Origin of the sequence: Actinomyces sp. HMSC075B09 (assembly GCF_001812395.1) — a bacterium.
Lineage (GTDB): Bacteria > Actinomycetota > Actinomycetes > Actinomycetales > Actinomycetaceae > Gleimia > Gleimia europaea.
Window position 1 is genome coordinate 203,282 of record NZ_KV808731.1, and the last position, 14,899, is coordinate 218,180.

General features: G+C 59.3%; 14 protein-coding genes. 1 reads left to right on the forward strand and 13 read right to left on the reverse strand.

Annotated elements, in window-relative coordinates; translation table 11 throughout:
* Positions 1–10: 10 nt before the first annotated feature.
* The 13 genes from nuoK to HMPREF2854_RS01870 all read right to left on the reverse strand — a co-directional run bounded on the left by nuoK (position 11) and on the right by HMPREF2854_RS01870 (position 13,265).
* Complete coding sequence (gene nuoK / locus HMPREF2854_RS01810; RefSeq protein WP_034507104.1) at positions 11–310, reverse strand: NADH-quinone oxidoreductase subunit NuoK; 300 nt, start codon at positions 308–310, stop codon at positions 11–13.
* The gene (locus HMPREF2854_RS01815) at positions 307–1,275 is read right to left on the reverse strand and encodes an NADH-quinone oxidoreductase subunit J (protein WP_083309316.1); all 969 of its coding nucleotides are present in this window, start codon (positions 1,273–1,275) and stop codon (positions 307–309) included. The genes nuoK and HMPREF2854_RS01815 overlap by 4 nt, the downstream gene beginning before the upstream one ends.
* Positions 1,272–1,964 carry an NADH-quinone oxidoreductase subunit NuoI gene (gene nuoI / locus HMPREF2854_RS01820; RefSeq protein ID WP_070618195.1) on the reverse strand — a complete coding sequence of 231 codons (693 nt, stop codon included), beginning with the start codon at positions 1,962–1,964 and terminating at the stop codon, positions 1,272–1,274. Before nuoI ends, HMPREF2854_RS01815 begins: the two co-directional genes overlap by 4 nt.
* A complete protein-coding gene (gene nuoH, locus HMPREF2854_RS01825; RefSeq protein WP_034507110.1) occupies positions 1,957–3,285 on the reverse strand; it encodes an NADH-quinone oxidoreductase subunit NuoH in 1,329 nt (442 codons plus the stop codon). The genes nuoI and nuoH overlap by 8 nt, the downstream gene beginning before the upstream one ends.
* On the reverse strand, positions 3,282–5,846 hold the full coding sequence (locus tag HMPREF2854_RS01830) for an NADH-quinone oxidoreductase subunit G (protein ID WP_070618198.1): 2,565 nt from the start codon (positions 5,844–5,846) through the stop codon (positions 3,282–3,284). Before HMPREF2854_RS01830 ends, nuoH begins: the two co-directional genes overlap by 4 nt.
* Positions 5,843–7,177 carry an NADH-quinone oxidoreductase subunit NuoF gene (nuoF, locus tag HMPREF2854_RS01835; protein ID WP_070618201.1) on the reverse strand — a complete coding sequence of 445 codons (1,335 nt, stop codon included), beginning with the start codon at positions 7,175–7,177 and terminating at the stop codon, positions 5,843–5,845. Before nuoF ends, HMPREF2854_RS01830 begins: the two co-directional genes overlap by 4 nt.
* Positions 7,174–7,932: an NADH-quinone oxidoreductase subunit NuoE gene (nuoE, locus tag HMPREF2854_RS01840; protein WP_070618204.1), complete on the reverse strand. Its 759-nt coding sequence runs from the start codon at positions 7,930–7,932 to the stop codon at positions 7,174–7,176. The genes nuoF and nuoE overlap by 4 nt, the downstream gene beginning before the upstream one ends.
* Positions 7,932–9,281, reverse strand: a complete 1,350-nt coding sequence (locus HMPREF2854_RS01845; protein ID WP_034507120.1) for an NADH-quinone oxidoreductase subunit D — start codon at positions 9,279–9,281, stop codon at positions 7,932–7,934. Before HMPREF2854_RS01845 ends, nuoE begins: the two co-directional genes overlap by 1 nt.
* Complete coding sequence (locus HMPREF2854_RS01850) at positions 9,281–10,018, reverse strand: NADH-quinone oxidoreductase subunit C (protein ID WP_070618207.1); 738 nt, start codon at positions 10,016–10,018, stop codon at positions 9,281–9,283. Before HMPREF2854_RS01850 ends, HMPREF2854_RS01845 begins: the two co-directional genes overlap by 1 nt.
* Positions 10,015–10,569 (reverse strand): NADH-quinone oxidoreductase subunit B, encoded by a 555-nt coding sequence (locus HMPREF2854_RS01855; RefSeq protein WP_034507127.1) that lies wholly within the window; start codon positions 10,567–10,569, stop codon positions 10,015–10,017. Before HMPREF2854_RS01855 ends, HMPREF2854_RS01850 begins: the two co-directional genes overlap by 4 nt.
* A gap of 16 nt (positions 10,570–10,585) precedes the next feature.
* Positions 10,586–10,948, reverse strand: a complete 363-nt coding sequence (locus HMPREF2854_RS01860) for an NADH-quinone oxidoreductase subunit A (RefSeq protein WP_034507130.1) — start codon at positions 10,946–10,948, stop codon at positions 10,586–10,588.
* 67 nt (positions 10,949–11,015) lie between these two features.
* Positions 11,016–12,323 (reverse strand): geranylgeranyl reductase family protein, encoded by a 1,308-nt coding sequence (locus tag HMPREF2854_RS01865; RefSeq protein WP_070618210.1) that lies wholly within the window; start codon positions 12,321–12,323, stop codon positions 11,016–11,018.
* 219 nt (positions 12,324–12,542) lie between these two features.
* A complete protein-coding gene (locus tag HMPREF2854_RS01870; RefSeq protein WP_070618214.1) occupies positions 12,543–13,265 on the reverse strand; it encodes a demethylmenaquinone methyltransferase in 723 nt (240 codons plus the stop codon).
* A 162-nt stretch (positions 13,266–13,427) separates the two neighbouring features.
* On the opposite strand from HMPREF2854_RS01870, the gene HMPREF2854_RS01875 reads away from it, so the two are divergent.
* Complete coding sequence (locus HMPREF2854_RS01875) at positions 13,428–14,864, forward strand: isochorismate synthase (RefSeq protein WP_070618217.1); 1,437 nt, start codon at positions 13,428–13,430, stop codon at positions 14,862–14,864.
* Positions 14,865–14,899: the final 35 nt, after the last annotated feature.

Here is a 14,899-nt window from a genome sequence, read left to right on the forward strand (position 1 = left end):
CTTTCCTCCCTCAGTGCTTCAGTAGGTTGACCTCATCGACCGAGGTGGTGCGACGAGATCGGAAGATGGACACGATGATTGCGAGGCCAACCACGACCTCGGCGGCGGCAACGATCATGACGAAAAACGCCATCACCTGGCCGGTGAAATCACCGTAAATGCGGGCAAAAGTGATGAGGGTGAGGTTCGCGGAGTTCAGCATCAGCTCAACCCCCATCAGTGAGATCACTGCGGAGCGGCGAACCATTACCACTGCGGCGCCGATCGAGAAGAGGATCATTGCCAAGATGATGTAGTACGAGATGCTCACTGCTCGTCCTCCTTAACTTCGGGCTCGCCGGCTTCGATTTCGGGGCGGGCCTCGTACTGGAGGAGACCGTCCGGGGCTTCCTCGCCGGCCATGCCCCACGTGCGGGCGCGGGCCACGCTCTGGGTGGCGGCGACGCCGTGGTACGGGTGCTCCGGCTGCTTGCCCAGGGCTTGCTCTCCGAGCGAACGCGCGAGTTCCGGATCGAGCGAACCGAGCGAGCGGTCAAGACCGCGCACGCGCACAACGCGCGGGATCGATTCTTCAACCGGCTTGTGGGTCTCACCAGAAATAGCACCCACGTCAAATGCGGTGGATCGAGCGAACACACCGGGCGCAGTGTACTGGCCGATGTGGCGGCCGGTTTCTGCGTAAGCGGACATCTTCGCGTCAACTACCTGCTTTTGCGTGCGCTTCGGGGAGAGGCGGTCGCCATGCGTTAGGAGGACCGCGCCAACGGCTGCGGTGATCAGTAGCGCACCGGCGAGTTCCATCGAGAACCAGTAGTTGGAGAACAGGGCGAGTGCCAGATTCTCAATCGGAGCGTTCGAGTAGGGATCAACTCCAAACTCCTTGACCGCCGGGAGATTTGCCTTCCAAACCACTGCGGAGAGGGCAAACGCCATGGCGCCGGCGCCAATCACGGCGAGGACAATGTTGCCTCGGCTTTGGTTCTGGTAGTTATCCGTTGCCTGCAGGCCGATCATCATGAGGACGAACAGGAACAGCATCATGATCGCGCCCGTGTAAACCACGACCTGAACAACACCCATGAAGGGCGCTCCCTGCGCGAAGTAGAGGACGGAGAGGCCAAGCATGACCAGCACCATCGACAACGCCGCGTAGGCCGCCTTCTTGAAGAAGAGGACACCCAGGGCGCCGAGAACCATGATTGCGGCGGTGATCCAGAAGAGGACTGTCTCACCGGTGCCGATCGTGGTTACTGCATCAATTGGGGTCGGGTTCACTTACTCTCGCCTCCTTCGGTTTCTAAGCTAGCGAGAGCCATTTCGTTCTTTTCTGCGGCCTTCGCAGCGGCCTCCAGCGTCGGATCGTCTGGGCGGTGTTCACGCACCCATTCAACCTGCGCCTTGGTTGGGCCGGTTACGGCGCCGCGGTAGTAGTCACCATCGGAGAGCCCCTCCACCATCGGGTGCGGAGTGGCAAGCATGCCTTCTTCCATCGGCGCGAGGATCTGATCCTTCTCGAAGATCAGGTCGCGGCGGTGGTAGTCGGCAAGTTCGAAATCATTACCCATCGTGAGGGCGCGCGTGGGGCACGCCTCGATGCACAATCCACAGAAAATGCAACGCAGGTAGTTGACCTGGTAGACGCGGCCGAAGCGCTCACCCGGAGCGTACTGGGCGTCGGGAGTGTTATTGGCGGCCTCAACAAGGATCGCGTCCGCTGGGCATGCCCATGCGCAAAGCTCGCAGCCAATGCACTTTTCGAGGCCGTCCGCGTAGCGGTTCAGCTGGTGGCGGCCGTGGAAGCGTGGCTGCACGAAGGGACCCTCAAACGGGTACTGCTCCGTAACTACCGGGCGGAACATCGATGAGATAGTTACGCCAAAACCTGCCACTGGGGCGAACAAGTTGCCCCAGAAGCCCTTCGGATCGTGCTCGTAGAGCATCTCTTCGTTCTTGTCTTTACTCATCGCGCACTTCCTTCTGATCAGTTGCGGCGGTGGCGGCCGGCACCAAACCCGCCCGTGGGGACGGGGGTAGCTGCTGGCCGGGTAGCGGCGGTACAGGGTAGCCGCCCGCGAACGGATCGAACTCCTCGTCCGCCTTGACTTCAGGCTCGGGGCGATCAAACAGCCACAGGATGATCATGACAACGAGGAACACCGCTACGATTCCGCCCGTGATTGCGAGAAGCGAATCCGTTACCCACATGCGCACGCCCTGCAGCGTTGCAACAAGAACCAGCCAGACAAGGGAGGTTGGGATCAGGATCTTCCAGCCGAGCTTCATGAACTGGTCGTAGCGGAAACGCAGGAGCGTACCGCGGATCCAGACCATGCTGAAGAAGAAGAGCCACATCTTCAGGTTGAACCACAGGAAGCCCCACCAGCCGGAGTTGAAGTCGATAAATGGAACGTAAGACAGCCCAAACGGCGCATGCCAGCCGCCGAGGAACACCGTGGTTGCAACGGCGGACACGTTGAACATGTTGATGTATTCGGACAGGTAGTACCAGCCGAACTTCATCGACGAGTATTCGGTCATGTGCCCGGCAACGAGTTCACCTTCTGCTTCCGGAAGGTCAAACGGGAGGCGGTTTACTTCGCCCACCATCGAGATGAAGTAGACGATGAACGCGGGCAAGAGGGCAAATGCCCACCAAACGCTGTGCTGTGCCGCAACGATTTCTGAGGTCGACATGGAGCCGACCACGAGAAACACGGACACAAGCGAGAGGCCCATCGCAAGTTCGTAGGAGATGACCTGCGCGGCAGCGCGGACCGAGCCGAGGAGCGGCAGGGTGGAACGCGTTGACCAACCGCCTAGGACCGTGCCGTAAAGACCGATCGACGCGATCGCGAGGATGTAGAGGATCGCGATTGGGGTGTCAGCCATCTGCAGAGGCGTGGAGCGGCCGAACATGTTCACGTTCGGGCCCATGGGGATGACCGCTAGCACCATGAATGCGGAGAACGCGGAAATAGCGGGGGCAACGAAGTAGATGAACTTCTCTGCCTTATCCGTCCAAATGTCCTCCTTGAACAGGAGCTTCACGGCGTCCGCGAATGCTTGGAACAAGCCCAGCGGGCCTGCAACATTCGGGCCGGGACGCGTTTGCATACGACCAAGACCACGTCGTTCAACCCAGAGCGCCATGATCACTGACATGATCAGGAATAGCACGATGAACAGGGCCTTAAGTAGGCTCAGCCACCAGGTCTCTTCGCTGAAGTCAGCCGGCGCGGTTGTCGGTGGAGCAAACGGCGTAAGAGTTAGCGCAAGAGTACTCACCGGTTCACCTCCGTATTGGCTGCGATGGATACAACGGAACCATTTTTGGCGCCGAGAGTTTCATGAACGTGTGAGCCTGCCGAGCATTCGGGCAGCCACACAACGTCCTCGGGAAGGTCAGTCACAGCAACCGGAAGGGTGATCGCGCCTCGTGACGTAGAAACGCTTACGAGATCGCCTTCGGCTACGCCGATTGCCTGCATAGTTGCCACGCTCATGCGGGCAACGGATCGGCGAGCAGTGCCGGCCAGCTCTGGAGCGAAGTCCTGCATCCGGCCTTCGTCGAGCATGAGCTTGTGGGTGGCGAGGACAGCATTGCCAGCGCCGGGCGCCTGCACGGGGGCGGGCGAGATTGCCGGGCTGTCGATGCGCGAGCCATCCCACTCCATGAGCTCGTTGATTTCGGCGTGCGTGTCCTTCAAGGTTTCAACGCCGAGGTTCACGCCCATGAGGCCTGCGAGGCGGTGTAGCACTTCGCGGTCGGTTAGCGCGCGGGTTGCAAGAGCCTGGCCAAAGGGGCGCAGACGGCCTTCCCAGTTGATGAACGTACCGTTCTTTTCGGTCACCGGTGCAACGGGGAATACAACGTCTGCCATTTCGGTCAGATCCGTGCGGCGGACTTCCAGAGCAACCACGAATCCGGACTTTTCGATTGCGGATTTCAGGTTCTCCGGGTCAGTTACGTCGCGCGAGTCAACGCCGCCGAGGATCATCGCCGAACGAGGATCGGTTGCGGCTTCGGCCAGAATATCTACCGTGCACTTGGTGGGATCCGACGGAAGTTTGGCGCCCCACACGGCTTCCATGTCGATGCGAGCATCGGCATCCGCAGCACAGCGGCCAAATGGAAGCAGGTTCGGGTTCAAGCCAACTTCGAGGCCACCTCGTTCGCCGGCGCGACGCGGGATCCACGCGATGCGTGCACCCGTGCGGTCCGCGAGGCGGGCAACAGCGGTGTAAAGACCGGGAATCTCCACAGCGCGTTCGCCAACAACGATCACACCATTTGCAAGTTCAGTTGCGAGATCGCCGCTTACTGCGTCGAGCACCTCGGGTTCAGTGCCGGGAGCTGCGCGAAGCAGATCGGCATTCATCTTGCGAGTGGAAGGGGTGGTCATCGGAGCAACCACGGAAACCTTAACGGAGCCGGCCAGTGCGCCCTTGCGCAAACGCAAGAAAACGTTTCCAGCTTCATCTTCGGCCTCGAGACCAACGATGAGAACGCGGCCAGCCTTCTCAAGATCCTTGTAGGTCACGCCCAGGCCAGTGCCGGCAACACGCGTGCCAAGGAACTTCGTTTCCTCAAGCGAGGTGGCGCGTACGCGGCCATCAACCTGGTTGGTGTTCATGACGACACGCGCAAACTTAGACCACGCGTAGCTATCTTCAACCGTGAGGCGGCCACCTGGCAACAGTACCGTCTTGCCAGCTTCGCGGGCTTCCTTCAAGCCGCGAGCCGCACGGTCAAGCGCATCCGCCCAAGAGGTGGGAACAAGCTTGCCGTCCTCGCGAACCAGCGGAGCGGTCAGGCGATCCTCGCCGGTGCTCCAGGTGAATGCGAAGCGATCCTTGTCGGTGATCCACTCTTCATTGACGTCAGCGTCCTCACCCGCCAGAACGCGAACAACCTCGCCGCGGCGAATGTCGATACGCGTTGCGGCGCCAGAGGCGTCGTGCGCAGAGACGGACGGCGTCGATACGAGGTCGAACGGGCGTCCCCTAAAACGGTACGAGGTGGACGTGAGCGCACCCACCGGGCAGATCTGAATGGTGTTACCCGAGAAGTAGGAGGCGAATGGGCGTCCGGACGTGTCGGCTTCCGCGGCACCAACCGGGCCGGCGTTGAGGCCGGACTCGTAGCCGGGGTTGCCGAACGGGCCAGCAAATCCTTCGTCACTATTGATGTTCGAAGCATCGCTATGGAAGCCGAGAACGGCAGTGTCAAAGCGTCCAACCTGCTCCCCCATGAACTGGTGGTCCTCGGTTGGAGCGGTGCCGCCGCCGCGACCCTGCAGGTCAATGAAAGCATCGCCCGCAATCTGCTTCGAAAAACGCGTGCAGCGCTGACACAGGATGCAACGCTCACGGTCAAGCGCGATCTGAGTGGAGAGCTTGATGGGCTTCACGAACGTGCGCTTGGCGTCATCGAAACGCGAAACTTCGCGCCCCTCGGACATCGCCTGGTTCTGTAGCGGGCATTCGCCGCCCTTGTCACAGATCGGGCAGTCCAGCGGGTGGTTGATCAGGAGGAACTCCATCACACCCTTCTGGGCCTTCTCTGCTACCTCGGACGTGCGCTGCGTCTTTACCACCATGCCGGGCATGACCGTCATCGTGCACGAGGCCTGTGGCTTCGGGAACGGACGCACCTCACCAGAACGGTCCGGCGCCGCTACCTCAACCAGACACTGGCGGCACGCGCCAGCTGGAGCCAAAAGCGGATGATCGCAAAAACGCGGAATGCGGATACCGACCTGCTCGGCAGCGCGGATGATAAGCGTACCCTTCGGGACGGACACCTCAGTGTCGTCGATAGTGAGAGTTACCAACTCCTCACTCATCGGGCACCTCCTTTAGCAAAGTGGGCGGACGCTTCATACGGGAATAGTTCGCGCGCAGGCGTTGTGAGGCCGGCTTCGAACTCTTCGCGGAAATGCGCGATACCAGACTGGACGGGAGCTGCCGAAGCATCACCGAGGGCGCAGAACGAGCGGCCCGCAATATTTCCGGAAATCTCCAAAAGCTTGTCCACGTCACCGGGAAGTCCCCTACCCTCTTCGAGGCGCAGCAGGATCTGTTTCATCCAGTAGGTGCCCTCGCGGCACGGCGTGCACTTACCGCACGATTCGTGCTGGTAGAACTCAGTCCAACGAGTGACGACGCGAACCACTGAAGTGGTTTCGTCAAATACCTGCAGGGCGCGCGTTCCAAGCATTGAACCGGCAGCGCCAACAGACTCGTAGTCGAGCGGTACGTCGAGTTCTTCCTCAGTGAAGATCGGAGTTGAAGAACCACCCGGAGTCCAGAACTTCAGCTTGTGACCGTTGCGCATACCGCCAGCCATCTCAATGAGCTCGCGCATGGTGATGCCAAACGGTGCTTCAAACTGTCCCGGATTGTTAACGTGACCGGACACGGAGAAGAGGCCGTGACCGCTCGACTTCTCAGTACCCATCGAGGTGAACCAACCGGCTTCGTGCTGGAAGATTCCAGAAACCTGCGCGATCGACTCAACGTTGTTAACAACTGTCGGACGGGCGTAAAGACCCGCAACAGCTGGGAACGGAGGCTTCAAACGCGGGTGACCGCGACGACCCTCAAGGGAGTCAAGCAGCGCGGTTTCCTCACCACAAATGTAAGCGCCCGCACCAGCGTGCACCGTGATGCGGAGGTTGAAATCCCCTGCGGGTCCGCGTCCCTGGCCGATAATGCCGGCCTCTTCGGCCTCACGCACCGCGGCGAGAAGGCGACGGTAAACGTGCGCGACTTCGCCGCGCAAGTAGATGAATGCGTGCTCACACCTGATCGCGCGGGCCGTGATTGCCATGCCCTCGATCAAGACGTGCGGATTCGCCATAAGGAGCGGGATGTCCTTACAGGTTCCCGGCTCGGACTCATCGGCGTTAACGACCAGGTAGCGCGGCTTGCCATCATCAGGAGGAAGGAACGACCACTTCAAACCAGTCGGGAATCCTGCACCACCACGACCGCGAAGACCAGCGGTTTTCACTGTCTCGGTGATGTCACCCGGCTCCATCGTGAGGGCCTTCTCAAGCCCCTTGTATCCCCCGCGGCTGCGGTAGGACTCCAGGGTCCAGGAACGGTCCTCATCCCAGCCGCGTGAAAGTACCGGCGTTAGGACTCCGGGCTTCGAAAACGTTACGTCGCTCATTCGTCGCCCTCCTTATCTTCCTCTGTAACCGCAGGACGCTCAGCGGACGAGTACAAGCCGCCAACTTCCTGCTGAGGCTGTCCCTCCGCACCCGAGATGCTTGACGGGCTCATCCAGCCCTTCTCCTTCGCGATCTTCAGACCGCGCAAAGACGGTTCACCAGCCGACGGGCCCTCATCCACGAGGCCATCTTCAAAACCGGCTAGGAGCCTAGAGATTTCCTTGAACGTGGGCACCTGCTCCGGACCTCGCGTGGACTTGATCGGGCGCCCGGCCTCAATATCATCCACGAGGGCGATCGTTGATTCCGGCGTCTGGTTGTCGAAGAACTCCCAGTTGACCATCACTACGGGCGCGTAGTCGCAAGCTGCGTTGCATTCAAGGCGCTCCAGCGTGATCTTGCCATCCGCCGTGGTTTCGTCGTGGCCCACCCCGAGATGACCGGAAACGGCCTCCCAGATCTGGTCCCCGCCCATCACAGCGCACAGGGCGTTCGTGCAAACCCCCACGTTGTATTCACCGTTGGGGTGGCGCTTGTACTGCGTGTAGAACGTGGCAACAGCGGAAACCTCCGGGCGAGTAATCCCCAGAGTCTGTGCACAAAAAGTCACGCCATCAGCAGAAATGTAGCCGTCCACCGACTGCACCAAGTGCAGCATGGGCAAAAGTGCCGAACGCTCGTGGCCCTTCGGGTAGCGCGCCATAATCGCAGCGGCATCAGCACGCAGGCGCTCCAAAACTTCGTCGCTGTACATCAGCGATCAACACCTCCCAGTACCGGGTCAATCGAAGCGAGTGACACGACGACGTCAGCAAGCTGACCGCCCTCAGTCATCATCGCAAACGACTGCAAGTTAGAGAACGACGGGTCGCGGAAGTGCGCGCGGTACGGGCGCGTACCGCCGTCCGAGACAACGTGAGCGCCAATAACGCCCTTAGCGTGTTCCACCATTCCATACGCCTGGCCGGCCGGAACCTTGAAGCCCTCGGTTACAAGCTTGAAGTGGTGAATGAGAGACTCCATGGACTCACCCATGATCTCGCGAATGTGCGCCAGCGAGTTACCCTGACCATCCGAACCAATCGACATTTGCGCCGGCCACTTGATTGCCGGATCCTGCACCATAACCGGGTCACCCTCGCACTCATCGAGCTTGTCGAGAACCTGGTTAATGATTCGTAGCGACTGGTAGCACTCGTCGAAACGCACCTGCACGCGGTTGTACGCATCAGACTTGTCTCGAACCGGAACGTCAAACTCAAGCTGGTCGTAACCGAAGTACGGCTGCGTCTTACGCAAATCGAGTGGGAGGCCAGCAGCACGCAAGCACGGACCGGTCATGCCAAGCGCCATCATCGAAGCGAGCGACATGTAGCCCACATCGATGTGACGCAGCTTGAAGATCGGGTTTTCCTGCGTGAGGTCCTGCAGCTCCCCAATGTCGTTGCGCAAGTTAGGCAGGAGCTCGCGAATGTAATCCGTGGTGCCCGACGGCAGATCCTGAGCCACACCGCCCGGACGCATAAACGCGTGGTTCATACGCAGACCCGTGATGCGCTCAAAAATACGGAGCACGTTCTCACGGCCCCTAAACGCGATCGTCATCATCGTGGTTGCGCCCAGCTCGTTACCACCGGAGCCGATTGCGACCAGGTGCGAACCAATACGGTTCAGCTCCATCAACAGAATGCGGATCCAGTTAGCGCGCTGCGGAACCTCGTCGGTAATACCGAGTAGCTTCTCCACGGCCTGCACATAAACAGCCTCGTTAAACAGTGGAGCCACGTAGTCCATACGCGTACAGAACGTTACGCCCTGCGTCCACGTGCGGTACTCCATGTTCTTCTCAATGCCCGTGTGCAGGTAGCCCGTATTCAGACGGGACTCACGCACGGTCTCACCATCGATCTCGAGGATCACGCGCAGCACGCCGTGCGTGGACGGGTGAATCGGACCGAGGTTAACAACGATGCGCTCGTTAGAAAGACGCTCAATTTCAGAAAGAACATCTTCCCAGTCGCCGCCGCTTGCCAGAACCTCAGGAATATCGTCGATATCGAGTCCACCGGGCGTTGCGTAAAATACCGGTTTTTCGTTATTCATTAGTTGTACGACCTCCGAGTGTCTGGCGGCGGAACTGTAGCTCCCTTGTATTCGACCGGAATACCACCCAGCGGATAATCCTTGCGCTGCGGGTGGCCTACCCAGTCATCGGGTAGAGCGGTACGAGTAAGGCCGGGGTGACCGGTGAATACGATGCCGAACAAATCCCATGTTTCGCGCTCATGCCAGTCATTACCCGGGTAGATCGAAACGACGGACGGGATCTTCGGATCCGAATCCGGGGCCGTTACCTCTAGGCGGAGCATGCGGTTATGCGTCACCGAGAGGAGGTGGTAGACAGCGTGCAGTTCTCGACCCGCCGCGTGCGGGTAGTGCACACCAGAAACGCCAAGACACAGCTCGAAGCGCAGATCCTGATCATCACGCAACCAACGGCAAACCTGCAGAATGTGCTCGCGAGTCACAAAAATCGTAAGCTCGTCGCGGTCTACAACCACGCGCTCAATGACATCTTTGACCTCAATGCCGGCATCCTTGATGAGTTCTTCAAGAATGTCCACAACAGAGTCAAACCACCCGCCGTAGGGGCGAGCCGATTCACCGGGAAGATCAACCGTGCGCGTGAGGCCACCAAAACCGGTGGTATCGCCAGAACCGCGAACGCCCCACTGGCCGTGACGAACGTCAACGGTCTCCGGAGCCGCTCCGCCGCGAGTTGGGCTGACCTGTTCGGCTACCTCGCCGAACTTCTTCGAGGATGGGGAGTTGTCGCTCATGCAAGCAGTCCCTTCATCAGATGAGTTGGGGTAGCTGCCAGAGCAGCTTCCTCCGCCTTACGCGCAACCTCAATGCGGTGAGCGCCAACCGGTTCCTTACCGATCTGCTCACGCAGTACCATGATCGCGTTGATCAAAGCCTCTGGACGCGGCGGGCATCCCGGCAAATAAACATCAACCGGAACAACGTGGTCACAGCCCTGCACAACCGCGTAGTTGTTGAACATGCCGCCCGTGGAGGCGCAGGCGCCCATCGAAATAACCCACTTGGGTTCTGGCATCGAGTCATAAACGCGGCGAACAATCGGAGCCATCTTGTGCGACAACCGGCCGGACACGATCATGAGGTCAGCGTGGCGCGGCGAGGCGCGGAACACTTCCAAACCAAAACGAGCCATGTCGAAACGCGGCGTGCCCGCAGCCATCATCTCAATGGAGCAGCATGCCAGACCCATCGTTACAGGCCACTGAGAGTGCTTACGGGCAAGATCTAGAACCGCCTCAATGGAGGCTAGGCCAACGCCTGCGGGAAGACTATCTTCGATACCCATTTACTACTCCCTCCTATCAGTCCCAATCCAGGCCGCCGCGGCGCCACTCATAAATGAATGGAACCGTGATCAGCGCGATGAACGTAAACATGACAACGAGGCCGAACAGGCCCAACTTCCCGAAGGTAACAGCCCACGGGTAAAGGAAGACCACCTCGATGTCGAAAATAATGAACGTCATAGCCACCAGGTAGTACTTCACGGGGAAGCGGCCGACATCAGCGTCGTGATGGATCGGGTCCACGCCGCACTCGTAGTTACTGGACTTGACCTTGTTCTTGTTAACGGGTCCCAGGATCGCGGAGGCTCCCAGGCCACCGAGTGCGACCAAGACTGCCATCGCAGCCATGATCAATATCGGGATATACGGATTGCTCACTATGCCTCCAACCTGGCGGTTAACAGATCATTCTTTGTAGATTTTGCTGGGGATACCAAACGCCTAATCATACCTTTGGAACCACCTTCGCAAGAGCCGTTATCAGCTTGTCATCCCACTCTCCGCCCGAACGCTCAAAGCCGTCCGAAAGGAGTTTGTGAACGAGTTTCATGAGCCTGGGACGCGGCAGGCCATACTTTGTGCAGGCGTGCATGATCTTCGGGTTCTCGATCAGCTTCACAAACACGCGGCCCAGCTGGTAGTAGCCGCCCCAGTCTGCCCTCAGCGTCTCCGTGTACGTTTCCATCGCGCGATCAAAACCCGCATCCGACGTGCGGCTTAGTGCGGAAACAATAGATTCTGCAGCGTAGCGTCCCGCCCTCATAGCTGGGGCAATTCCCTCGCCATCAAAAGCGGAAACCATACCGCCCGCGTCACCAACGATTACGAGACCATCGCGGTAGTGGGGCTTGCGGTTGAACGACATCGGCAAAGCGGCAGAGCGAAGCTGACCGATCTGATTCTCTTCGGTCATCTCCCACTCTTCGGGCAGGTTCGCAATCCAGGTCTTGAAGATCTCGCGATACGGCAACTTAGTTGCCTTCGACGTGGAAGAAACGGAGCCGAGCCCAACGTTAACAACGCCGTCGCCCAGCGGGAACAGCCAGCCGTAGCCGGGCAAAAGATCAGATTCGCCGCGCTTGCCGCTCCACAGCTCCAGGTGCGAATCCATCCACTCTGCATCGCCCTTTGGCGACTTAAAGTATGCACGAGCTGCCACACCCAGCGGACGGTTCTCTAGCTTTTCAATACCGAGGGACGTGGCGAGGCGGGCAGCTACACCGCCGGCTTCAACAACGACCTTCGCGCGAAACTCTATTTCCCGCGCATCTTTACCCTTGCCGACCTTAGCGGTTACGCCGCACACGCGGCCAGTAGGAGTTTGCAGAGCGCCCGTAACGTTGAAACCTTCGTACAAGCGGACTCCCGCGGACTCGGCGCGGCGCGCTAAATCCTCATCCAACTGCATTCGGGCACGCGCCATACCGAAGTTAGGAGCCGACTTCGTTTCTGGCCACGGCAAATAAATAGAGTGGCCGCCGCCAATTACATTGAGACCCTTGTTGCGCTTCCACCCCGCGGTGTCAACGCCCATGAGTTGGACCTCAGCAACCGCGGCTGGCGTCAAGCCATCACCACAAATCTTGTCGCGCGGGAACGTAGATTTTTCTAAAAGAGCGACATCAAGCCCCGCCCGCGCCAAGTAATAAGACGTTGCAGAACCTGCAGGGCCTGCGCCCACAACGACGACATCAGCACTGAAGTCGGACGCGTCAGCCAGCTCCACGTGTTCCTCCCGCTCGTTGCTACTCATATAACTTTTACCAAATTTGCATTCCTCTAGAGGCGAAATGCCCATATGTCCCTACCCTATCCACCAGGTGGGGTAGGTCCACAAAAGATACAGAAAAAAGGCTATTTGGCACGGGAAACGAACGCCCGGCCGCCGCAAACACAATCGTATTTGATCACAACCATGTTACTTATTTTATTGATCACAGTGAGGCTATCGCGAAAATAGCGCATCAGCACTTCAGGGTTTGACAGCGCGGTGCAACGCGAGGATACCGCCCGTGTAGTTGCGGTACTGCACCCGCCCCCAACCGGCCTGGGCAATCATTTTTCCCAGCGTCTCCTGGTCATACCACTCGCGAATCGACTCAATCAGATAGTCATAGGCCTCATCGTCTGAAGACAGTAGCTTCGCAACTCGCGTCAAAATTTCTTCCAAATAAAAACCGTAAACGGCGTTAAACACCGGCCAAGTTGGACGCGAAAACTCACAGATCAAAAGACGCCCGCCCGGTTTGGTCACGCGCGACATTTCCTGCAACGCCTTCTCGGTGTTTTGCACGTTGCGCAGGCCAAACGAAATAGTTACCGCGTCAAACGAGGCATCCTCAAACGGCAAATCAGTTGCGTCCCCCTGCACAAACTCTAGTTCCGGGTGACGCTGGCGCCCGACCTCGATCATGCCCTCCGACAGGTCACACGCGATCACATGCGCACCGGTTTCCGCGAGTGCCGCCGTGGAACCACCCGTTCCAGCAGCCAGATCAAGGACTCGTTCGCCCGGCTTCAGATTGAGGGCGCGCACCACTCCCCTGCGCCAAATGTGCACCTGGCCGAACGTCAACGCCTCGTTGGTTAGGTCGTATCGACTGGCCACTTTATTGAACATGCCCGCGACCTCGTGGGGATGCTTCTCTAGCGATGCACGATTTACGTCTGAAGCTTTAAGGTCACGTTTTGCCATGAGATCTATCTTGTCACGGTTCTATGCCAGAGGTGAACTTCAACCGGGTGACGCGAAATCAGATCCTTCTTCGAGGGGACGTAATGCCTAGGATTTCAAGCAAACTCGATCGTTAGGGTGCCTGGCGCAACGAAAATACGATGCCAGGTAGTATGGGATACCGTGACCGTATTGAACTCCGCACGACGATTTCGCCTTCGCGATCCGCATGCGCGCCCAAAACTGCGCGTTTCGATCAGCGAGGTTGGTGGCCCCTCCACATTCTCTGAGCTTCTACACCGCGTTGACGGCGCACGTAATCTCTCGGTTTGGAGTGGACCTGCGCTCGCTACTGACGCTCAGCCAATCATCGTTGGAGACGGTATAGCACTTGCCCTCATTGCAGCAGAGGAAGGCAGCTACGGCCTCGCGCATCCCACTTTCAAAATACTTTCACGCGCGCTGCTGCCCAACCCGCGGCCAGAGAATCCCGGGATAGTTCAAAACCAGCCGCACATGCAGGTCGCGGGCCAAGACTGGCTGGCGCTAATCGCTGAAGCCAGCGTGAAGGGCGGCCAGGAATTCTTAGCCCGGACGGGGATACACGCTCCGCTGGGGCTAATGTCATTTGGCTTTGCTCCCGGAACGCCGGGGGCGCTGGTATTGCCACGCATTGCATGGGTGGCGATGGGAGACGCCACGTGGAAGATTGAGACGGTTATTGAGGCAGGCGGCGAGGACCTCCACTCAATCGAGGACGGCGGCGGCCAGCGCGACACTGCGCGCGAGGACAGTGGCGGAGCGCCCAACTGGTATTTAGATCCGGGCACCATGTCACGGTCCGCATGGAAGCACGCGGTTGCCATGGTCGTGGACGAACTGCGCGACGGCCGGGCACAAAAAGCTGTTATGGCTCGCGATATTACGGCTCGATCTGACCATCCGATTAACCTAGTTGCGGTTTTACAAGAGCTCGCTACTGCATACCCCACCACCTGGACGTTTAGCGTTGCCGGCCTCACCGGCGCATCACCGGAAATGCTTGCATCCGTGCGCGGCGGACAGTTGAAGTCCCGCGTACTTGCCGGCACTTGTCCTCCGGGGGAAGGCGCCACCCTGTGGGAATCAGCTAAAGACCGCGAAGAGCACGCCCTGGCCGTTCAATCCGTGGTGGACGCCCTGGCCGGGCTCAGCCGCGACCTCAACGCTCCCAGCCAGCCGTTCCTCTTGGACCTTCCTAACGTCACACACCTTGCCACCGACGTCACCGCCGACCTCACCGCGATTGAGGTGGGCCACGCGCCCGTTTGCGAAGCGGTTCGAGCCCTACATCCCACGGCCGCGGTTTGTGGCACCCCCACACAGGACGCGTTCGAGCTTTTGTCCAAGCATGAGCTGACCGACCGTGGACGCTACTCCGGGCCCGTCGGCTGGATCGACGGGGCGGGTGAGGGAGCGTGCGCGATCGCTCTGCGCTGCGGCCAGGTTCTTCCCGACGAGCACTCAATCCGCGTATTTGCCGGCGGAGGCATCATGCCCGAATCCATACCCGAGGTGGAACTAGCCGAAACCGGGGCGAAAATGCTGCCCGTACTGCAGGCAATCGGCCTCGAAAACTAATCTTCGAGGCCGATTGGTGAAAGCTTAAAGCTTAC

What these genes read in the sequence shown, in the direction of transcription:
- nuoI (WP_070618195.1), bottom strand. Translation starts at nt 1,964, where the DNA reads ATGAGTAAAGACAAGAACGAAGAGATGCTCTACGAGCACGATCCGAAG.
- HMPREF2854_RS01830 (WP_070618198.1), bottom strand. Translation starts at nt 5,846, where the DNA reads ATGAGTGAGGAGTTGGTAACTCTCACTATCGACGACACTGAGGTGTCC.
- nuoF (WP_070618201.1), bottom strand. Translation starts at nt 7,177, where the DNA reads ATGAGCGACGTAACGTTTTCGAAGCCCGGAGTCCTAACGCCGGTACTT.
- nuoE (WP_070618204.1), bottom strand. Translation starts at nt 7,932, where the DNA reads ATGTACAGCGACGAAGTTTTGGAGCGCCTGCGTGCTGATGCCGCTGCG.
- HMPREF2854_RS01845 (WP_034507120.1), bottom strand. Translation starts at nt 9,281, where the DNA reads ATGAATAACGAAAAACCGGTATTTTACGCAACGCCCGGTGGACTCGAT.
- HMPREF2854_RS01850 (WP_070618207.1), bottom strand. Translation starts at nt 10,018, where the DNA reads ATGAGCGACAACTCCCCATCCTCGAAGAAGTTCGGCGAGGTAGCCGAA.
- HMPREF2854_RS01855 (WP_034507127.1), bottom strand. Translation starts at nt 10,569, where the DNA reads ATGGGTATCGAAGATAGTCTTCCCGCAGGCGTTGGCCTAGCCTCCATT.
- HMPREF2854_RS01865 (WP_070618210.1), bottom strand. Translation starts at nt 12,323, where the DNA reads ATGAGTAGCAACGAGCGGGAGGAACACGTGGAGCTGGCTGACGCGTCC.
- HMPREF2854_RS01870 (WP_070618214.1), bottom strand. Translation starts at nt 13,265, where the DNA reads ATGGCAAAACGTGACCTTAAAGCTTCAGACGTAAATCGTGCATCGCTA.